Annotated in this window: 20 protein-coding genes; 13 read left to right on the top strand and 7 right to left on the bottom strand. The window is 66.6% G+C overall.

The features are described 5' to 3' along the window. The first annotated feature begins 130 nt into the window (after positions 1 to 130). The 6 genes from GU920_RS04245 to GU920_RS04270 all read left to right on the top strand — a co-directional run bounded on the left by GU920_RS04245 (position 131) and on the right by GU920_RS04270 (position 5,211). Positions 131 to 1,051: a manganese-dependent inorganic pyrophosphatase gene (locus GU920_RS04245; protein WP_161765702.1), complete on the top strand. Its 921-nt coding sequence runs from the start codon at positions 131 to 133 to the stop codon at positions 1,049 to 1,051. A 90-nt stretch (positions 1,052 to 1,141) separates the two neighbouring features. Then, positions 1,142 to 2,020 carry a TIGR01459 family HAD-type hydrolase gene (locus GU920_RS04250; RefSeq protein WP_161765703.1) on the top strand — a complete coding sequence of 293 codons (879 nt, stop codon included), beginning with the start codon at positions 1,142 to 1,144 and terminating at the stop codon, positions 2,018 to 2,020. A gap of 133 nt (positions 2,021 to 2,153) precedes the next feature. After that, entirely contained in the window at positions 2,154 to 2,609 is a 456-nt protein-coding gene (locus GU920_RS04255; protein WP_161765704.1) for a MaoC family dehydratase, read from the top strand. A gap of 34 nt (positions 2,610 to 2,643) precedes the next feature. After that, the gene (locus tag GU920_RS04260; RefSeq protein WP_161765705.1) at positions 2,644 to 3,570 is read left to right on the top strand and encodes a bifunctional riboflavin kinase/FAD synthetase; all 927 of its coding nucleotides are present in this window, start codon (positions 2,644 to 2,646) and stop codon (positions 3,568 to 3,570) included. A 153-nt stretch (positions 3,571 to 3,723) separates the two neighbouring features. Next, positions 3,724 to 4,179, top strand: coding sequence for a YcgN family cysteine cluster protein (locus tag GU920_RS04265; protein ID WP_161765706.1), 456 nt, complete (start codon positions 3,724 to 3,726; stop codon positions 4,177 to 4,179). Next, complete coding sequence (locus GU920_RS04270) at positions 4,180 to 5,211, top strand: threonine aldolase family protein (RefSeq protein WP_161765707.1); 1,032 nt, start codon at positions 4,180 to 4,182, stop codon at positions 5,209 to 5,211. Positions 5,212 to 5,346: 135 nt separating this feature from the next. Here the strand turns inward: GU920_RS04270 and GU920_RS04275 are convergent, their stop codons facing one another. Beyond that, entirely contained in the window at positions 5,347 to 5,940 is a 594-nt protein-coding gene (locus GU920_RS04275) for a 2-hydroxychromene-2-carboxylate isomerase (protein WP_161765708.1), read from the bottom strand. Positions 5,941 to 6,032: 92 nt separating this feature from the next. On the opposite strand from GU920_RS04275, the gene GU920_RS04280 reads away from it, so the two are divergent. Continuing rightward, complete coding sequence (locus tag GU920_RS04280) at positions 6,033 to 7,052, top strand: ribose-phosphate pyrophosphokinase (RefSeq protein ID WP_161765709.1); 1,020 nt, start codon at positions 6,033 to 6,035, stop codon at positions 7,050 to 7,052. A gap of 31 nt (positions 7,053 to 7,083) precedes the next feature. Here the strand turns inward: GU920_RS04280 and GU920_RS04285 are convergent, their stop codons facing one another. The 5 genes from GU920_RS04285 to GU920_RS04305 form a co-directional block, all read right to left on the bottom strand. Then, positions 7,084 to 8,073 (bottom strand): LacI family DNA-binding transcriptional regulator, encoded by a 990-nt coding sequence (locus GU920_RS04285; RefSeq protein WP_235933058.1) that lies wholly within the window; start codon positions 8,071 to 8,073, stop codon positions 7,084 to 7,086. Positions 8,074 to 8,163: 90 nt separating this feature from the next. After that, positions 8,164 to 8,499, bottom strand: coding sequence for a hypothetical protein (locus tag GU920_RS04290; RefSeq protein WP_161765711.1), 336 nt, complete (start codon positions 8,497 to 8,499; stop codon positions 8,164 to 8,166). Continuing rightward, a complete protein-coding gene (locus GU920_RS04295) occupies positions 8,496 to 9,383 on the bottom strand; it encodes an NAD(P)-dependent oxidoreductase (protein ID WP_161765712.1) in 888 nt (295 codons plus the stop codon). Before GU920_RS04295 ends, GU920_RS04290 begins: the two co-directional genes overlap by 4 nt. Beyond that, positions 9,380 to 9,877 carry a gluconokinase gene (locus GU920_RS04300; protein WP_161765713.1) on the bottom strand — a complete coding sequence of 166 codons (498 nt, stop codon included), beginning with the start codon at positions 9,875 to 9,877 and terminating at the stop codon, positions 9,380 to 9,382. The genes GU920_RS04295 and GU920_RS04300 overlap by 4 nt, the downstream gene beginning before the upstream one ends. Next, entirely contained in the window at positions 9,874 to 10,629 is a 756-nt protein-coding gene (locus tag GU920_RS04305; RefSeq protein WP_161765714.1) for an SDR family oxidoreductase, read from the bottom strand. Before GU920_RS04305 ends, GU920_RS04300 begins: the two co-directional genes overlap by 4 nt. 93 nt (positions 10,630 to 10,722) lie before the next feature. Between GU920_RS04305 and GU920_RS04310 the strand changes: the two genes are divergently transcribed. The 4 genes from GU920_RS04310 (at position 10,723) to gndA (ending at position 15,050) form a co-directional block, all read left to right on the top strand. Continuing rightward, a complete protein-coding gene (locus tag GU920_RS04310) occupies positions 10,723 to 11,670 on the top strand; it encodes a 2-hydroxyacid dehydrogenase (protein WP_161765715.1) in 948 nt (315 codons plus the stop codon). Further along, the gene (locus GU920_RS04315; RefSeq protein WP_161765716.1) at positions 11,670 to 12,704 is read left to right on the top strand and encodes an L-idonate 5-dehydrogenase; all 1,035 of its coding nucleotides are present in this window, start codon (positions 11,670 to 11,672) and stop codon (positions 12,702 to 12,704) included. Before GU920_RS04310 ends, GU920_RS04315 begins: the two co-directional genes overlap by 1 nt. Positions 12,705 to 12,765: 61 nt before the next feature. Continuing rightward, positions 12,766 to 13,656, top strand: coding sequence for an SMP-30/gluconolactonase/LRE family protein (locus GU920_RS04320; RefSeq protein WP_161765717.1), 891 nt, complete (start codon positions 12,766 to 12,768; stop codon positions 13,654 to 13,656). After that, entirely contained in the window at positions 13,653 to 15,050 is a 1,398-nt protein-coding gene (gndA, locus tag GU920_RS04325) for an NADP-dependent phosphogluconate dehydrogenase (protein WP_161765718.1), read from the top strand. The genes GU920_RS04320 and gndA overlap by 4 nt, the downstream gene beginning before the upstream one ends. Before the next feature lie 3 nt (positions 15,051 to 15,053). Here the strand turns inward: gndA and GU920_RS04330 are convergent, their stop codons facing one another. Continuing rightward, complete coding sequence (locus tag GU920_RS04330) at positions 15,054 to 16,049, bottom strand: LacI family DNA-binding transcriptional regulator (RefSeq protein ID WP_161765719.1); 996 nt, start codon at positions 16,047 to 16,049, stop codon at positions 15,054 to 15,056. A 160-nt stretch (positions 16,050 to 16,209) separates the two neighbouring features. Between GU920_RS04330 and GU920_RS04335 the strand changes: the two genes are divergently transcribed. Continuing rightward, on the top strand, positions 16,210 to 17,703 hold the full coding sequence (locus GU920_RS04335; RefSeq protein WP_161765720.1) for a sugar ABC transporter ATP-binding protein: 1,494 nt from the start codon (positions 16,210 to 16,212) through the stop codon (positions 17,701 to 17,703). 7 nt (positions 17,704 to 17,710) lie between these two features. Beyond that, positions 17,711 to 18,733 (top strand): ABC transporter permease, encoded by a 1,023-nt coding sequence (locus GU920_RS04340; protein ID WP_161765721.1) that lies wholly within the window; start codon positions 17,711 to 17,713, stop codon positions 18,731 to 18,733. Positions 18,734 to 18,759: the final 26 nt, after the last annotated feature.

The following is an 18,759-nucleotide window of genomic DNA, read 5'->3' on the forward strand; positions in this document are numbered from 1 at the left end:
GCGGATCGCGCCCTTTTTGCTGCGGCGCAGCGAAACCCTGCCCTGAGGCGTGACAACACCCCGCGCCTTGCCTATAAGCGCGCCGAAATCACCTGTCCTCCTTGCAACCACCGATCCAAGGCGAAGTTCCATGTCCACGCTCGTATTTGGCCACAAATCCCCCGACACCGATTCCACCGGCTCTCCCATCATCTGGGCCTGGTACCTGTCCGAGGTGAAAGGCACCCCTGCCAAGCCGGTCCTTCTTGGCGAACCCAACACCGAGGCCGCCTTCGTGCTGCGCCACTGGGGGCTGGAAAAGCCTGCGATCATCTCGGACGTGACGGCCGAGGACAAGGTGGTGATCGTCGACACCAACAACCCCGCCGAACTGCCGCCCTCGATTAACGACGCGCAGATTCAGGGCATCATCGACCACCACCTGCTGGTGGGCGGGATCAAGACGAAATCTCCCATCGACATCACGATCCGCCCGCTGGCCTGCACCGCGACGATCATGCACGATCTGATGGGCGATGCCGTCCAGCAGGCCCCCAAGGCGATCAAGGGTGCGATGCTGTCCTGCATCCTGTCCGACACGCTGGAATTCCGCTCGCCCACCACCACGGCGCATGACCGGGCGGTGGCCGAAAAGCTCGCCGCCGAACTGGGCGTGGATCTGGGCGAACTGGCCACCCGGATGTTCGAGGCCAAGTCGGACGTCTCGGCCTTCTCGGACGCGGAACTGCTGCGGATGGATTCCAAGGAGTACACGGTTGCGGGCAAGGAGTTGCGCGTGTCGGTGCTGGAAACCACCGCGCCCAAGATCGTGCTCGACCGCAAGGACAGCCTGATGCGCTCCATGGTGGATGTCGCCAAGGAGGACGGTGCCGATCAGGTGCTCCTGTTCGTGGTGGACATCCTGAAGGAAGAGGCCACGCTCCTGGTGCCGAACGATCTGGTCAAGCAGATCGCCGAAGCGTCCTTTGGCTGCACCGTCACCGGCGATACGGTGGTCCTGCCCGGCATCATGTCGCGCAAGAAGCAGATCATCCCGGCGCTGAAACTGTGAGGTAGGATGGGCAGCCTGCCCATCCTACGCCGGGGCCGGGGCGCAAGCTTCGGCCCTTTTCCATCCCGCCCCGCCGCAGAAAGGCCCGCCATGACCAACCTGATCGCCAGCCTTGCCGAGATTTCGGATCGCTATGACGCGGTGTTCTGCGATCTCTGGGGCTGCCTGCACAACGGCCGGACCCCCTTTCCCGCCGCCGTCGCCGCCCTTCGCGCCTTCCGCGAAAAGGGGGGGCAGGTGGTGCTTCTGACCAATTCCCCGCGCCCGCGCAGCAGCGTGCAGGCGCAACTTGGCGGCCTGGGCGTGCCCGAAGATATCTGGGATGACATCGTGTCCTCCGGCGATGCCTCGCAATATGCCCTGCTGTCCGGTGCAGTCGGCCAGCGCGTCCACCATATCGGCGCGCCAAAGGACGAGGTGTTCTTCACCGATCTGCCCGGCGACGCGCCCGATCCCGCCCCCATCACCCGCGTGCCCCTCGCAGATGCCGAAGGCGTGGTGGTCACCGGCCTGCGCGACGACCAGACCGAGACGCCCGATGATTATCGCGCCACGCTCCTGCTGATGAAGGCGCAGGGGCTGCCCATGCTCTGCGCCAATCCCGACCTGATCGTCGATCTGGGCGAGACGCGCCTCTACTGCGCCGGGGCGCTGGCGCAGGCCTACGAGGCGATGGGGGGCACCGCGCTCTACTACGGCAAGCCGCACCCGCCGGTCTATGACCTCGCCCGCCGCCGCCTGTCGGCCCGCACCGGGCGCGATGATCACGCCATCCTCGCCATCGGTGACGGGATCAACACCGATGTGCAGGGCGGGATCGGAGAGGGGATCGACACGCTGTTCGTGACCGGCGGGATCGCCGCGCATGAATTCGGCCCCGATCCCGCCCGGCCCGATCCCGCCCGCTTGACCGCTTGGCTGCAGGAACAGCGCCTGTCGCCCACCTACGCCATCCCCTTCCTGGGCTGAGACCAACCTTCGCCGCAGCCCTGCCGCAACATTGTTGCGCCAAAAGTCGCATATGCGTTAAAAAGTTACCGGCCGGAATTGCGCTGCGCTGCGGCGCCCGCTATGGTGCGTGCAGCACACAGGGGATTCGGCCATGTTCGCCAGAGCCATCGACAACCAGCCGCGCGGAACGATCTGCATCGAGGATCTCGAAATCGGGATGACCCGCTACCTGCTGAAAACCGTGACCGACCGCGACATCGAGATGTTCGCCGAAGTCTCAACCGACAGGAACCCCGTGCATCTGGACGACGCCTACGCGCAGGACACCATCTTTCAGGGCCGCATCGCCCACGGGATGCTGACCGCAGGCCTGATCTCTGCCGTGATCGGTGAACAGCTTCCCGGACATGGCACCGTCTATCTGGGCCAGAGCCTGAAGTTTATGGCCCCCGTTCGCCCGGGTGACACCGTGCGGGCCGAGGTGAAGGTGACCGCGATCGACCATGCCAAGCGCCGCGTGACCCTTGAAACCCACTGCGCCGTGGGTAATACCGTCGTCCTGAAGGGCGAGGCGCTGGTTCTGGCGCCCTCGCGCAAGTTCGACTGACAGCGACGGGGCACTAACCCCGCCCCGGGGAAAGATGCGCGTTCACCACCACTGGCACGGACTGCCCCCCGAGGCCCGCGGCGCCTCTGTCGCCATGGGCAATTTCGATGGCGTCCATCTCGGCCACCGCTCGGTCATCAATCTTGCCCGCCGCCCCGATACGCCGCTTGGCATCGTCACCTTCGAACCGCATCCCCGGCAGGTCTTCGCCCCTACGGCAACACCCTTCCGCCTGATGAATGCCGAGGCGCGGGCCAGCAGGTTGGCCAAGCTGGGTGTGGACCGGCTCTATCAGCTTCCCTTCGACTGGTCGCTCGCCACCCTGTCGCCCGAGGCCTTTGCGCGTGACGTGCTGGCCGATGGGCTTGGCGTGTCCCACGTCGTGGTGGGCGAGGATTTCTGCTTTGGCCAAGGCCGCGCCGGACGCGCCATGGATCTGGCCGTCCTTGGCAACCGGCTGGGCTTTGATGTGACCATCGCGCCCCTTCTGGCCGTAAACGGAACCGAGGTTTCCTCCACCGCCATCCGGCAGGCGCTGACCGATGGGCGCCCCCGGGATGCCGCCGCCATGCTGGGCCATTGGCACCGGATCGAGGGCGCCGTGATCCACGGCGAAAAGCGCGGGCGCGAACTGGGCTACCCGACCGCCAACATGTCGGTCGATGGGCTGCACCTGCCCCGCTTCGGTGTCTATGCAGTGAAGGTGGATATCCTGACCGGCCCGCAGACGGGCAGCTACATGGGCGCGGCCAGCCTCGGCGTTCGCCCGATGTTCGGCGAGAATCGGCCCAATCTGGAGACATTCCTCTTCGATTTTTCCGGCGATCTCTACGGCCACCACCTGTCGATCGCCTTTGTCGATTTCCTTCGCCCCGAACTTAAGTTCGACGGGCTTGACGCGCTGATCACTCAGATGGACAGCGATTGCGCGCGGGCGCGCACGATCCTGCGCGACCTGTAGGCGACAGGCCGAAACTTTTCTGCGAAAAGTTTCGGCCGCGCTGTCCCGAAATCTTTCCAGAAAGATTTCGGGATCTGGGCGCCAAAATTTTGCAGGCAAAATTTTGGCGCGCCCCCGCTTCCCTTTCCCGCGCCAAAGGCGCACCTTCCCCGCATGACTGCGAAACTGCGCCCCCGCTTCTGGGAAACCGTGCCCCTGAACAAGTTGAACGCCTCGGAATGGGAGGCGCTTTGTGACGGCTGTGGCAAGTGCTGCCTGAACAAGATCGAGTATGAGGATACCGGCGAAGTCGACTACACCCGCATCGCCTGCCGCCTGCTCGATGGCGAAACCTGCCGCTGCACACAGTACCCCATACGCCACCAGTTCGTGCCTGACTGCGTCCGCCTCACGCCCAAGACCCTGCCAAAGATCGCCTACTGGATGCCCCGCACCTGTGCCTACCGCCTGCTCTACGAAGGCCGTCCGATCCCTGACTGGCATCCGTTGAACACGGGCGATCCCGACAGCACGCACAAGACCGGCCATTCGGTGCGCGGCCTCACTGTCCCGGAATTCGAGGTCGATGAGGATGACTGGGACGATTACATCATCAACGAGACGCCCTGAATGTTCTTTGCCTCCGACAACGCCTCCGGCGTCCCGCCCGAGGTCATGGCTGCCCTCAACCGCGCCAATGACGGCTACGCGCGCAGCTATGGCGCGGATGACATCATGGCCCGTGTCACCGCCCGCCTGCGCGCGCTCTTCGAGGCGCCCGAGGCACAGGTCCATCTGGTGGCAACCGGCACGGCGGCCAATGCACTGGCGCTTGCCAGCCTGACGCCCCCGTGGGGCGCGATCTTCTGCCACCGCCACGCCCATATCGCCGAGGATGAATGCGGCGCGCCGGAATTCTTCACGAATGGCGCGAAGCTTGTCCTGATCGACGGCGCGCATGGCAAGATCACCCCCGCCGCGCTGACCGAGGCGCTGGCCACCACCGGCGCCTCAGGCGTGCATGGCGTGCAGCGTGGCGCGCTGTCGCTCACAAATGTCACCGAGGCGGGGACCACCTACACCCCTGCCGAGATCGCCACCCTCACCGCCATTGCCAAATCCCACGGCCTGCCCTGCCACCTCGACGGCGCGCGCTTTGCCAATGCGCTCGTCGCCACCGGCGCCACGCCCGCCGAAATGACATGGCAGGCGGGCATCGACGCGCTCTCCTTCGGGGGCACCAAGAACGGACTTCTGGGGGTGGAGGCGGTCATCCTCTTCGACCCCGCCAAGTCCTGGGAGCTGGAGCTTCGCCGCAAGCGCGGCGGGCATCTCTTCTCCAAGCACCGCTTCCTCTCGGCACAGATGGAGGCCTATCTGGAAGATGACCTCTGGCTTCGCCTCGCCAGCCATGCGAACGCCATGGGCCAGCGCCTTGCCGCAGGCATCGCCGCCCTGAACAGCGCGGCCCTCACGCACCCTTGCGATGCAAACATGGTCTTCGCCAATTGGGAACAGGGTGGCCATGCCCGCCTTCAGGGCGCGGGCGCGGTCTACTACGACCTCCGCCCGAAAGACGGCCGCGAAACCGCACGCATGGTTGCCTCATGGAACACTACAGACGATCACGTCGATCGTTTCCTGGCGCGTCTCAAGGGCTGACCCGCCCCTTCATCTTGGCCCAAATACCCACCACCACCACATCCACCCCCACCCCGGTCGCCTGAAGGCGCCCTCCCCTCCCCCGTTCTTCACGGGGGAGGGGCCGGGGGAGGGGGCGGCCAAGATGAGGCCATGTCACCGTCCCGCCAGATGATCCTCCAGCATCTCCAGCCGGTCCTGACCCCAGAAACGGTCCTCCCCCACGATGTAGAAGGGCAGGCCAAACACGCCCCGCGCCACCGCCTCGTCAAGGTTCTTCACATAGACATCCGCCGCCATGAACATCCCCCGATCCGCCACAGCCGGATCAAAGCCGTTCTCGGCCAGGATCGCCTTGACCACCGCATCCTCGGCAATGTTGCGCCCTTCGGCCCAGACCGCCCGGGGAAACGCCTGCACCAGCCCGGCCAGATCACCACCCCCCGCCGCCTGCGCCGCGATCACGGCATAGCTCGCCGGTGCCGGGTTCACCGGAAAGTAGGCCGGTTGCAGATCCAGCGTCCGCCCCAGTTTGCGCGACCACCGTTTGAGTTCCTGCAAACGATAGGCCTTGCGGCTCTCATGTCGCTCGGCCAGCACCTGCCCGCCCGTGCGGGGAAACAGCGCCGGCCCATCCAGCGCCACATAGCGGACCTGCGCGCCATGGCGCGCCGCGATCTGCTCCAGCCGGTCGCCCGCCAGATAGACCCAAGGGGAAACCACCGTGAAAAAGTAGTCAATCTGTGCCATTCGTCTGCCCGTGCCCTGCCGTCGGTTTGCAAGACGGTAACGCGATGATAAGGCGTGTCCAACACCGAATCCGCCGCCCACCGGAGTGCCACATGCCCGCCATCACCGAACCGAAGCTGATCTCCGGCAATGCGAACCTGTCGCTTGCGAAATCCATCGCCCGCCGCATGTCGATGCATCGCGGCATGTCGGTCAGCCTTGTCGACGCACGGGTCGAACGGTTCAACGATCAGGAAATCTTCGTCGAGGTGTTCGAAAATGTGCGGGGCGAGGACATGTATGTCATCCAGCCCACGTCGAACCCTGCCAATGACAACCTGATGGAACTGCTGATCATGGTCGATGCGCTGCGCCGGTCTTCGGCCGCCCGCATCACCGCCGTGATCCCCTATTTCGGCTATGCCCGGCAGGATCGCCGCGCCAAGGCCCGCACGCCCATCAGCGCAAAGCTCGTGTCGAACCTGATCGAAACCTCGGGCGTGGACCGGGTCCTGACGCTCGATCTGCATGCCGCACAGATCCAGGGCTTTTTCGACATCCCCGTCGACAACCTCTATGCCAGCCCCGTCTTCGCCCTCGACATCGAACATCATTTCAAGGGCCAGATGGAGGATCTGATGATCGTCTCGCCCGATGTGGGCGGCGTGGCGCGCGCGCGCGAACTGGCCAAGCGGATCAATGCCCCCCTCGCCATTGTGGACAAGCGCCGCGAAAAGGCGGGCGAAGTGGCCGGCATGACCGTGATCGGCGATGTGCGCGGCCACAAATGCATCATCGTCGATGACATCTGCGATACGGCCGGCACGCTGTGCAAGGCGGCCGAAACGCTGATGGAGGCGGGCGCGACCGAGGTTCACAGCTACATCACCCATGGCGTCCTTTCCGGCCCGGCGGTGGAACGGGTGCAGAACTCGGTGATGAAATCGCTGGTGATCACCGATTCCATCGAACCCACGGAACGGGTGCGGGCTGCGACCAACATCCGCATCGTCCCCACTGCCCCGATCTTCGCCCAGGCGATCCTGAACATCTGGAACGGCACCAGCGTATCCTCGCTGTTCGAGACCGATACCCTCGTCCCCATCTACGAAGGCATGTACCAACGCGGCTGACGACCAACGCGGTTGACGGGGGCCGCCCACCTTAGCGGCTGGACCCCCGGATCAGAAGCTGCGGGTGGATGGCCAAGGTGGCCGGTCCCTCCTGCTGTCCGTCCATCACGCGCAGCAGCAACGCCGCCGTGCGCGCCCCGATCTCGCGCGGGAAGGGATTGATCGTGGTCAGCGACGGGACAGATACCTCGGCGATCTCGTAATCCCCGAAACCGGCGATCCAGATCCGGTCCGGCACCGGGATGCCGCGCCGCTGACATTCCGTGAGCGCGCCAAAGGCCGACAGGTCGGACACGCAGATCACCGCCTGCGTATCCGGCAGCGTGTCGAGAAGCCGCCCCATTGCCGCCGCGCCCTCGCGCATCGAAATCGGCGGCGCCCCCGCCGCGATCAGCCGCGACGGATCAAGGCCCTGCGCCCGCATTGCCGCAATGAACCCCTCGCGCCGGTCCGATCCGCGCGTGTCGCGGTCGGCATCCCCGCCGATGAAGGCGATCCGCGTCAATCCCTGCGCCACGAAGTGATCCACCATGCCACGCACCGCCAGCGCGTTCGAAAACCCCACGACATGGCCGATCGGCGCCTCGGGCAGGTCCCATGTCTCCACCACCGGGATGCCCGCATTCTGCAGCATCCGGCGCGCGCGCGGCGTGTGCCGCCCGCCCGTTACGACGATGGCCTCGGGCCGGCGGCGGAGAAGCTGTTCGATCAGCCGCTCCTCTTCCTGGATGTCATAGTCGGTATAGCCCAGCAGGGTCTGCAACCCGCGCGCCTTCAACCCTTCGGACAGGCCCCGCAGGGTATCGGCAAAGTTCGCGTTGTTGATCGACGGGATGGTGACCGCGACGAAATCGGTCTTCTGCGACCGCAGGTTGGATGCGGTCGCGTCAAAGACATAGCCGATCTCGTCAGCGGCCTTCAGGATGGTTTCCCGCGTCGCCTCGCTTACCGAACTGTCGCGCTTGAAGGCCCGGCTCACCGTCATGGGCGAGACACCCGCAAGACGGGCGACATCGGCCATGGTCGGGGCTTTGCGCGGGGTGTTCATGCCTCTTGGTATCGCTCCCGCCCTGTCGAATCCAGCCCCGCGACAGGCGGTGCCAAAGGATGGTCAGGCAAGTTCGTGGTCATGCGCCGTGGTGACATGGTGATGGATGCGCCCCGTGAAGAACCGCGCCAGCACCGCATCGGTCGCGGCCTTCGCCGCCGTGCGGGCCGGGCTGGCCAGCGCCGCCTCGACCGTGGCCAGATCGGGGTAGCTGATCGCAAGGATCATCGGATATTCCGGCGCACCGTCATCGCGGAATTCGGCAAAGCTGACGCGGACGGCCAGCGCGCCGGGAAAGGCCTTCCACTTGGGCAGCACCTCGGCCAGCACGGCCTGACGGAAGGCATCGGCCTGACCGTCATGGATGCGGCCTTCGAACAGGGCATATCGGGTGATCATTGGAACAGTTCCTTTCGCGGTCCCTTGAAGAATTCCATCAGCGCGGCCTGATCCTCGCCGCCCAGCCCTGCCGCCGTCAGCATCCGGTGCACCTCGGCGCACAGCGCCGTCAGCGGCATGGGCGTCTGCGTCAGCCGCGCCAGATCGGCGGCGCCGTTCAGGTCTTTCACCATGTTGTCGATGCGGCCCGTGCGGCGGTAATCGCGGCTGGCAAAGCGCGGCATGTATTCCTGCAGGATCGCGCTATCCGCCCGCCCGCCCTTCAGCGCCTTGGGGATCATCGCCGCATCCACCCCCGCCGCCTCGGCCAGCGCGGTGGCCTCGGCCACGGCCAGAAAGCCCAAGCCGCAAAGAACCTGATTGATCAGCTTCGTCGTCTGCCCTGCCCCGGGGCCGCCCATCCGCGTCTGGTTCGATGCGACCCGCGCCAGCACCGCCTGCGCCTCGGCCACGTCGGCCTCGGCCCCGCCCTGCATCAGCGTCAACTCGCCCGTCGCGGCCTTGGGGATCCCGCCCGACAGCGGGCTGTCCACCCAGCGCAACCCGCGCGACGCGGCCTCCTGCGCCAGCGCCTTGGTCGCCTCCGGGTCGATCGACGACATGTCGATGATCAGTGTGCCGGGCGCCGCCCCCTCGGCCACGCCGCCCGCGCCAAAGACAGCGGCCCGCACGATATGCGCGGCGTTCAATGACAGGATCACCGCCCGCGCGCCCGCGGTGGCCTCGGCCCCCGTCGCCGCGGCCACGGCCCCTTGCGCCACCAGCGCAGCCACCTTCTCGCGGTCGAGGTCGAACACCGCAAGCCGCGTGCCGGTGGCCACAAGCCGCGCCCCGATGGCACCGCCCATCGCGCCCGCCCCGATCAAGGCAACGGTTTCGGTCATGGCATCTCTCCTTGCAGGGCAGGTAGCAGGCTGTCGATCAGCCGGGGCAGGGACTGTTCGATGTCGATGGTCACCGCCTCCTCCGGCCCCGGCGGTTCCAGCGTGGCGAACTGGCTGTCGAGCAGCGCGACCGGCATGTAATGCCCCTTCCGCGCCGCCATCCGCGCCGCGATCACATCGCGGCTGCCGGACAGGTGGATGAACCGCACCGCACCGCCCGCCCCCGCGCGGATGCGGTCGCGATAGACGCGGCGCAGCGCCGAACAGCCCACGATCACCGGCGCCTCCTGCGCCAGCACCGCCGCCACCGCATCGAGCCACGGCCAGCGGTCGGCATCGGTCAGCGGAATGCCCGCCCGCATCTTGGCCACATTGGCCGCCGGATGCAGATCATCCCCATCGCGATAGGGAATGCCCAGCCGCGCGGCCAGCCCCTCGCCCACTGACGACTTGCCGCAGCCCGACACCCCCATGATGACAACGCGCAGGGTCATAGCGACGCCGTGATCCCGCCATCGACATAAAGGATATGCCCGTTCACAAAGGACGCGGCATCCGACGCAAGGAAGATGCAGGCGCCCTGCAATTCCTCCACCTTGCCCCAGCGGCCCGCCGGTGTGCGCTTCTCCAGCCACGCCGAAAAGGCCGGATCGGCCACCAGCGCCGCGTTGAGCGGGGTGTCAAAATAACCCGGCGCGATGGCGTTGCATTGCAGCCCATGCTTCGCCCAATCCGTGGCCATCCCCTTGGTCAGGTTGCCCACCGCGCCCTTCGTCGCCGTGTAGGGCGCGATGGAAGGCCGGGCCAGGGCCGTCTGGACGCTGGCGATATTGATGATCCGCCCGCACCCTCGCCCGATCATGTGCCGCGCCACCGCCTGCCCCACATGAAAGACGCTGGCGATATTGGTCTGCAACAGCCGCTCAAACGCATCGGCCGGAAACTCCTCGAGCGGCGCGCGGTGCTGCATCCCGGCATTGTTCACCAGAATGTCGATGGGCTTGCCCGCCGCCTCGAACCCGTCAACGGCGGCCCGCACTGCATCATGATCCGTCGCGTCGAAGGCCAGCATCTCCGCCCCCGGAATCCGCGCCGCAGCCTGCGCCAGCTTCGCCGCATCGCGCCCGTTCAGCACCACCTGCGCCCCCGCCGCCGCCAGCCCTTCGGCCAGCGCAAAGCCGATCCCCTGCGACGATCCCGTGATCAGCGCCCGCCGCCCCGTCAAGTCGAATAGAGGATGTGCCACGTTCTGCGTCCTTTCACTTTGCTCTCGACAAGCGCTTTTCCCTGCGTTTATGTTATCGTTAACATTCGAAGTCAAGCCGGGATCGGAAAGACCATGACAAAGCCCCACATCCTGCAAGTCGGCCCCTATCCCGAATGGGATCAGGTGCCGCTGGATGCCGCCTTCCACATGCACCGCTATTTCGAAGCCGCCGACAAGGCCGCCTTCCTGGCCGAGGTGGGGCCGCAGATTCGCGGCATCGCCACCCGTGGCGAATTGGGCGCCAATGCCGCGATGATCGCCGCCTGCCCGCAGCTTGAGGTGATCAGCGTCTATGGCGTGGGCTATGACGCCGTCGATCTGGAGGCCTGCCGCGCCCGCGGCATCCGCGTGACCAACACGCCCGATGTGCTGACCAATGACGTGGCCGATCTGGGCGTCGCCATGATGCTGGTGCAGTCGCGCGGCATGATCGGGGCCGAAACCTGGGTGCGTGACGGGTCTTGGGCGGCCAAGGGGCTCTATCCGCTGCAACGCCGGGTCTGGGGCAAGCGGGCCGGGGTGCTGGGCCTTGGCCGGATCGGGTATGAGGTGGCCAAGCGTCTGGCAGGCTTTGACCTGCAGATCGCCTATTCCGATGTCGGCCCCAAGGACTATGCCCGCGACTGGGAATTCATCGCCGATCCCGTGGCGCTGGCCGAACGGTCGGATTTCCTCTTCGTCACGCTGGCCGCCTCTGCCGCCACCCGCCACATCGTCGGCGCGCAGGTGATTGACGCGCTGGGTCCCCAGGGCATGCTCATCAACATCAGCCGCGCCTCCAACATCGACGAGAATGCCCTGCTCGATGCGCTGGAATCCGGGCGACTCGGCTCGGCCGCGCTGGATGTGTTCGAAGGCGAACCGAAGCTGAACCCGCGCTTCCTGTCGCTGCCCAACGTGCTGCTTCAGCCCCACCACGCCAGCGGCACCTATGAAACCCGGCAGGCCATGGGGAAACTCGTGCGCGACAACCTGACCGCCCATTTCGCGGGCCAACCCCTGCCGACCCCGGTGCTGTGATGCGGGCCATCGTCATCCACGCCGCCCGCGACCTGCGCATCGAAGACCGCCCCGAAGAAACCCCCGGCCCCGGCCAGTTGCGCCTGCGGCTGGCAACGGGCGGCGTCTGCGGATCGGACCTGCATTACTACAACCATGGCGGCTTTGGCGCCGTGCGCCTGCGCGAACCCATGATCCTCGGCCACGAGGTTTCGGCCTTCGTCGAAGAGATCGGCCCCGGCACCACCGGCTTCACCCCCGGCCAATTGGTCGCCGTCTCACCATCGCGCCCCTGCGGCAGTTGCCGCTTCTGCCTCGAAGGCCTGCCGAACCAGTGCCTCAACATGCGCTTCTACGGATCGGCTATGCCCTTCCCGCATATTCAGGGTGCCTTCCGCGAAAGCCTTGTCGCCGATGCCGCGCAATGCGCCGATGCCACCGGCCTGACCCCGGGGGAGGCGGCGATGGCCGAACCGCTGGCCGTCACGCTTCACGCCACGCGGCGGGCGGGCGAGATGCTGGGCAAGCGCGTCCTTGTCACCGGCTGCGGCCCCATCGGCGTGCTGTCCATCCTCGCCGCCCGCCGCGCCGGCGCGGCCGAGATCGTGGCGACCGACCTGTCCGACTTCACTCTGTCGCTGGCCCTGCGCGCCGGGGCGGACCGGGTGATCAACACCGGGACCGAACCCGACGCGCTTGCCGCCTACGGGGCGGATAAGGGCCATTTCGACGTGCTGTACGAATGTACCGGCGTCGCGGCGGCGCTGGCGGGTGGCATCGCCGCCCTGCGCCCGCGCGGCGTGATCCTGCAGCTTGGCCTCGGCGGCGACATGAGCCTGCCGATGATGGCCATCACCGCCAAAGAGCTTGACCTGCGCGGCAGCTTCCGCTTCCACCACGAATTCGCCACCGGGGTTGCGCTGATGCGCAAGGGTCTGATCGACGTCAAACCGCTGATCACCCATACCGTCGCGCTGGACGAGGCGGAAACCGCTTTCCGCCTTGCATCGGATCGCAGTCAGGCGATGAAGGCACAGATCGTGTTTTCCGGCTAAGCTTTGGCCGCAGCGCAGCACCGATGCCTGCGCCGATCCGGGCGACCAAGGGGGGTTTGTCATGTCATTCTTCGAAATCCACGATCCGGCCTTCGCCGCCTTCGTGATGGGCAACGCCCCGGTCAAACGGCTTGCGACCGGGTTCGACTGGGTCGAAGGCCCGGTCTGGTTCGGCGACATGGGGTGTCTTCTCTTCTCCGACATCCCCAACAACCGCATCCTGCGCTGGACGGAAGAGGGCATCACCCCCTTCCGCGCCCCGTCGAACTATGCCAACGGCCACACCCGCGACCGGCAAGGTCGGCTGATCAGCTGCGAACACGGCACCCGCCGGGTGACGCGCACCGAATGGGATGGCAGCCTCACCGTGCTGGCCGATGGCTTTCAGGGCAAGCCGCTTAACAGCCCCAATGACGTGATCGTGGCGCAGGATGGCGGCATCTGGTTCAGCGATCCGCATTACGGGATCATGACCGATTACGAAGGGTTCAAAGCGCCGCAGGAACTGCCCTGCGCCGTCTATCGCATCACCCCCGATGGCAGGATCGCGGCGATGATCACCGACATGGCCTGTCCCAACGGCCTTGCCTTCAGCCCCGATGAAAGCCGCCTCTACGTCGCCGATACGGGCCGGATGTTCACCGATGACCCGCAGCATATCCGCGTCTATGATATGGTGGATGGCCGCCCGGTCAACGGGCGGCTGTTCCACAAGGTGGATCGCGGCTGCGCCGATGGGATGCGGGTGGATAGTGACGGCAACCTCTGGTCATCGGCGGGCGACGGCGTACATTGCATAGCACCCGACGGCAGGCTTCTGGGCAAGATCCTCGTGCCGGAAACCGTCTCGAACCTCTGCTTCGGCGGCAGGTCGAAGCACCGGCTTTTCATCACGGCGACGACCAGCGTCTATTCCGTCATCCTGAATCGCAAGGGACTACAGACACCATGACCGCACCGCAGACCGGCCTGATCGGGCTGGGCACTATGGGGGCCGCGCTGGCCCTGAACATCGCCGAAAAGGGCTTTCCCATCGCCGTCTGGAACCGCACCGGATCGGTCACGCAGGCCTTCCACGCCAATGCGGGCGACCTTGCGCCCCGCATCACGCCCACCGCCACGCTGGCCGAACTGGTGCAGGCCATCACCCCGCCGCGGGCGATCATCCTGATGGTCCCCGCAGGCCAGGCCGTCGATGACCAGCTTGCCGCGCTGGCCCCGCTCCTCGGTCCCGAGGATCTGGTGATCGACGCAGGCAATGCCAATTTCCGCGACACCAACCGCCGCGATGCGGCGGGCCTGCCCTTCCATTTCATGGGCATCGGCGTTTCGGGCGGCGAAGAGGGCGCGCGCCACGGCCCCTCGATCATGGCGGGCGGCCCGCCCGCCGCCTGGGCGCGGATGCAGCCGCTTCTGCAGGCCATCGCCGCGCGCGCCGAAGACGGCACCCCCTGCGCCGATCACATGGGCCCCTCCGGCGCCGGGCATTTCGTCAAGGCGGTGCATAACGGCATCGAATATGCCGACATGCAGATGATCGCCGAAACCTACGGCGTGATGCGCGACGGGCTTGGCATGGCGGCCCCTGCCATCGCGCCGGTCTTCGACGCGTGGAACAAGGGCATCCTGCAATCCTACCTGATCGAGATTTCGGGACAGGTCGCCGCCACGGCCGATCCAGTGACCGGCGCGCCCCTGCTCGACATGATCGTCGATTCTGCCGGGCAGAAAGGCACCGGCCGCTGGACGGCGGTCGAGGCGCAACACCTTGCCGCCCCCGTCCCGGTGATCGAGGCGGCGGTGATGGCGCGCAACGTCTCGGCCCGCCGGGCGGAACGGGCGGCGGGCGAGGCCCGCTTTGGCCGCGCGACGCCTGACCTCAACCTCAGCGTCGATGATCTGGAACAGGCGCTGATCGCGGGCAAGATCCTGTGCTACGCGCAGGGCTTTGCCATGATGACCGCCGCCGCCGCCGAATTCGGCTGGGCGCTGGACATGCCCGCCATCGCCCGCGTCTGGCGGGCGGGCTGCATCATCCGCTCTGCCATGCTGAACGACATGGCCGCGGCCCTGGCCGAAGACCCGGCGCGCAACCTGATCCTCGCCCCCTTCTTCGCCGCGCAGCTTGACCACAGCCTGCCCGCCCTGCGCCGCGTCGTGGCCGCCGGGGCCTTGCAGGGCATGGGTCTTCCCGCCCTTTCGGCCGGGCTCGCCTGGTTCGATCTGATGCGTCAGGCGCGCGGGACGGCGAACATGATCCAGGGCCAGCGCGATTTCTTCGGCCTGCACGGGTTCACCCGGCTGGATGGGCTGGACCATCCCCACGGCCCCTGGGCGCAAGCCTGACGCTCAGCCCGTCTCACCCGGCACCAGCCGGGTGGGAACCACCGTCACATCCTGCCCCGGCTCGCCCTTCAACCGGGCCACCAGCGCCTCGGCGGCGGCCTTGCCGATGGCCGTCGTCGGCACCACCGTGGTGGTCAGGCGGCGCGGCAGGATCGACGCCGCCTCCATCCCGCCCCAACCCGCGATCCCCAGATCCTCGGGCACCCGGATGCCCCGCGCCTGCGCATAGGCCAGCCCGCCGATGGCCATTTCGTCATTGTGGAAATAGACCACGTCCAGATCGCGCGTCCGGCTCAGCAACGTCTCCAACCCGTAAAGCCCGGCATAGAATCCCGGCATATCGAGCAAAAGTTCGCTCGCCACCAGGGGATGCCCCGCCTCGGCCAGCGCCGCGCGGAACCCGTCCAGCCGCGCCTGCCCCATCACATCGGCCCGCGCCAGCGCCCCCACATAGCCCGCCCGCCGCCGCCCCCGCCGCAGCAGGTGCTGCCCCATCTCCGCACCGCAATCGACATGCGAAAACCCCACCGACATGTCGATCGGGCTTGTCGTCAGATCCCAGATTTCCACCACCGGCATCCCCGCCTGCCGCAGCAGGTCCACTGTCCCCGGCTGATGCGTCCGCCCCGACAGAATCAGCCCCGCCGGACGCCAGCTCACGATCTGGCGCACCCAGGCCTCTTCTTCTTCGGTCGAATGGTTGTTGGCCCCGATGATCAACTGATAGCCCAACCGGCTCAGCGCGCGGTCCACCCCGTCCAGCACCTGCCCGAACAGGCCCGAGGTCAGGCGCGGCACGCACATCCCGACCAGCGTCGAGGCCTGATCCGCCCCGAAGGCCGCAGCCAGCTTGTTGGGCACATAACCCAGCGATTCCGCCACCTTGCGCACCCGGTCGCGGGTGTCGTCGGAAAAGCCGGTGCCACCGCGCAGCACCCGGCTGACCGTCATCTTCGACACCCCGGCCGCCTTTGCGATGTCTTCCAGATTGGCCTTCATCGGCGCTCCCGGCAGGGTGAAACGGGGGACAGCAGGCGCGGCATGTTATCGATAACTTTATTCTTGACTTGGGCTGTCGATGGGATCACCCTGCCTACGTTACCGGTAAACCTGACAGAAGTTCGGGGCACCGGCAACCCTTTGGGAGGAGGAAACGCCAGTGCAACCGTCAGCCGACGGCCTGTTCTTTGACCGCATCGTGAAGTCCTTCGGCGGCACGCGGGCGTTGAAAGGCGTATCCCTCAAGGTTTCGCGCGGCGAGATCGTCGCCCTCTTGGGCGAGAATGGCGCCGGCAAATCGACCCTCATCAAGACGCTGGGCGGCATCCACCGCCCGGATGAGGGCGGCGTACTGATCGACGGCATCCCCTACGCGCATGAGGCGGGCAAGGCGGGCGGCCAGAAAGTGGCCTTCATCCATCAGGACCTCGGCCTGATCGAATGGATGAGTGTGGCGGAAAACATCGCCCTCGCGCTTGGCTATGCCCGCAAGGGCCGCCGCATAGACTGGCCCGCGACCGAGGCCCGCGCCGATGCGGCGCTCGCGCTGGTCGAGGCCGATTTCCCCGCCACCGCCCGCGTGGACCGCCTCACCCGCACGCAGAAATCCCTGGTCGCCATCGCCCGCGCGCTGGCCGCCGATTGCGATTTCCTCGTCCTCGACGAACCCACCGCCAGCCTTCCGGCGGATGAGGTGGAACGCCTCTTCACCGCGTTGCGCCCGCTGAAATCGCGCGGCGTCGGCATGATCTATGTCAGCCACCGGCTGGACGAGATCTTTCGCATCGCCGATCGCGTCGCCGTGCTGCGCGACGGCCAGATGGTGGGCATGCGCGCCATCGAACACACCACGCCCGAGGAACTGGTCACCCTGATCGTGGGCCGCAAGGCGCGCGAAATCGACCGCCCCGCCGTGCAGGACGGCCCCGCCATCCTGTCGGTCGAAGGGTTGCGCGCCGCCGCCGTCGGCCCGGTCAGCTTTCAGATCAAGCGGGGCGAACTTCTGGGCCTCGCCGGGCTGCGCGGGGCGGGCCATGAAGATATCGGCCGCGCCCTGTTCGGCCTGATCCCGCATATGGGCCGCATCCTGCTCGATGGCCGCGCGCCGGATCTGCACAGCGCACAAACCGCCATGCGCTCCGGTATCGGCCTTGTGGCCCGCGACCGCATCGGCGAAAGCGTGGCCCCCGGCCTTTCCATCCGCGAAAACGCCTATCTCAACCCTTCCGCCACCGGGCGGGGCCTTCTGTCCTTCTGCACGCCGCAGCGCGAACAGGACATGGCCCGCGCCATCGGCACCCGCGTCGGCCTGTCGCCCAACGATCCCACGCTGACCATCGAATCCCTTTCGGGCGGCAATCAGCAGAAGGTCGTCGTCGGCCGCTGGCTTGACAGCGGGCGGCGCCTTCTCGTCACCGAAGACCCGACCGCGGGCGTCGATGTCGGCGCCAAGGCCGAGATCTACCACCTGCTCTATCAGGCGCTGGCCAGCGGGATGGGCGTCCTCGTCGTCTCCACCGATTTCGAGGAAATCGCCAATATCTGCCACCGCGCCATCGTCTTCAGCCGCGGCCTGCCGGTCGCGGAACTGACCGGCGTCGAGCTTTCGACCGAAACCCTGATCCAGGCCGCATCGGCCGGGGAAGCCGCCTGAGGAACCCATGCCCGGTATCGAATCCAACGCCGTCGAACCCACCAAGGACGAACTCCGCGGTCTGGGAACCCTGCAGAAACTCGCCCGTCTGGCGCCCACCTACGGGTTGGTGATCCTGATGTTCGGCCTAATCGTGGTCTTCTCGATCCTTCTGCCGAACACCTTTCCCACCCTTCTCAACCTGCGCTCCATCCTGTCAGACAAGGCGATCATCGCGCTTCTCTCCCTTGCAGCGATGATCCCCATGGTGTCGGGCCGGATCGACCTGACGGTGGGCTATGGCATCGTGCTCTGGCACATCCTCGCCATCAGCCTGCAAACCATGTACGGCCTGCCCTGGCCTGTCGCCGTGGGCATCGTGCTGATGCTGGGCGTGATCACCGGGGCGCTGAACGGCCTGCTGGTCGAAGTGGCCCGCATCGACAGCTTCATCGCCACGCTCGGCACCGGCACCATCCTTTATGCGCTGGCGCTCTGGCATACCGGCGGGCGGCAGATGGTGGGGCAGTTGCCCGATGCCTTCTACGCCATCAACGGCACCTTCGTCCTTGGCCTGCCGATCACCGCCTTCTACGTTCTGGCGATCACCCTGATCCTGTGGATCGTGCTCGATTACACACCCATCGGCCGCTATCTCTATGCCATCGGCGCCAACCAGCGCGCGGCGGAACTGAACGGCATCCCCACCCGCAAATTCGTCATCGGCGCCTTCGTCACCTCGGGCGCGCTTACCGCGCTGGCGGGCGTGCTGCTGGCGTCTAAGCTGCGCATCGGGCAGGCGAGCGTGGGGCTGGAATTCCTGCTGCCTGCGCTGGTGGGGGCCTTCCTTGGATCGACCACGATCAAGCCGGGCCGCGTCAATGTCTGGGGCACCATCGTCGGCGTGATGATCCTCGCCGTCGGCATCTCGGGCATCCAGCAATTCGGCGGCTCCTTCTGGGTAGAGCCGCTGTTCAACGGCACGACGCTGCTGATCGCCATCGGCATCGCGGGTTACGCGCAGCGCAAGAAAGGCGCGAAAACCAAATAAGACAGCATTAAGTGGAGGAGAACATC

Origin of the sequence: Paragemmobacter ruber, assembly GCF_009908315.1 — a bacterium.
In the GTDB taxonomy this organism is placed as follows: domain Bacteria; phylum Pseudomonadota; class Alphaproteobacteria; order Rhodobacterales; family Rhodobacteraceae; genus Paragemmobacter; species Paragemmobacter ruber.

What these genes read in the sequence shown, in the direction of transcription:
- GU920_RS04245 (WP_161765702.1), top strand. Translation starts at nt 131, where the DNA reads ATGTCCACGCTCGTATTTGGCCACAAATCCCCCGACACCGATTCCACC.
- GU920_RS04250 (WP_161765703.1), top strand. Translation starts at nt 1,142, where the DNA reads ATGACCAACCTGATCGCCAGCCTTGCCGAGATTTCGGATCGCTATGAC.
- GU920_RS04255 (WP_161765704.1), top strand. Translation starts at nt 2,154, where the DNA reads ATGTTCGCCAGAGCCATCGACAACCAGCCGCGCGGAACGATCTGCATC.
- GU920_RS04260 (WP_161765705.1), top strand. Translation starts at nt 2,644, where the DNA reads ATGCGCGTTCACCACCACTGGCACGGACTGCCCCCCGAGGCCCGCGGC.
- GU920_RS04265 (WP_161765706.1), top strand. Translation starts at nt 3,724, where the DNA reads ATGACTGCGAAACTGCGCCCCCGCTTCTGGGAAACCGTGCCCCTGAAC.
- GU920_RS04270 (WP_161765707.1), top strand. Translation starts at nt 4,180, where the DNA reads ATGTTCTTTGCCTCCGACAACGCCTCCGGCGTCCCGCCCGAGGTCATG.
- GU920_RS04275 (WP_161765708.1), bottom strand. Translation starts at nt 5,940, where the DNA reads ATGGCACAGATTGACTACTTTTTCACGGTGGTTTCCCCTTGGGTCTAT.
- GU920_RS04280 (WP_161765709.1), top strand. Translation starts at nt 6,033, where the DNA reads ATGCCCGCCATCACCGAACCGAAGCTGATCTCCGGCAATGCGAACCTG.
- GU920_RS04285 (WP_235933058.1), bottom strand. Translation starts at nt 8,073, where the DNA reads ATGGCCGATGTCGCCCGTCTTGCGGGTGTCTCGCCCATGACGGTGAGC.
- GU920_RS04290 (WP_161765711.1), bottom strand. Translation starts at nt 8,499, where the DNA reads ATGATCACCCGATATGCCCTGTTCGAAGGCCGCATCCATGACGGTCAG.
- GU920_RS04295 (WP_161765712.1), bottom strand. Translation starts at nt 9,383, where the DNA reads ATGACCGAAACCGTTGCCTTGATCGGGGCGGGCGCGATGGGCGGTGCC.
- GU920_RS04300 (WP_161765713.1), bottom strand. Translation starts at nt 9,877, where the DNA reads ATGACCCTGCGCGTTGTCATCATGGGGGTGTCGGGCTGCGGCAAGTCG.
- GU920_RS04310 (WP_161765715.1), top strand. Translation starts at nt 10,723, where the DNA reads ATGACAAAGCCCCACATCCTGCAAGTCGGCCCCTATCCCGAATGGGAT.
- GU920_RS04315 (WP_161765716.1), top strand. Translation starts at nt 11,670, where the DNA reads ATGCGGGCCATCGTCATCCACGCCGCCCGCGACCTGCGCATCGAAGAC.
- GU920_RS04320 (WP_161765717.1), top strand. Translation starts at nt 12,766, where the DNA reads ATGTCATTCTTCGAAATCCACGATCCGGCCTTCGCCGCCTTCGTGATG.
- gndA (WP_161765718.1), top strand. Translation starts at nt 13,653, where the DNA reads ATGACCGCACCGCAGACCGGCCTGATCGGGCTGGGCACTATGGGGGCC.
- GU920_RS04330 (WP_161765719.1), bottom strand. Translation starts at nt 16,049, where the DNA reads ATGAAGGCCAATCTGGAAGACATCGCAAAGGCGGCCGGGGTGTCGAAG.
- GU920_RS04340 (WP_161765721.1), top strand. Translation starts at nt 17,711, where the DNA reads ATGCCCGGTATCGAATCCAACGCCGTCGAACCCACCAAGGACGAACTC.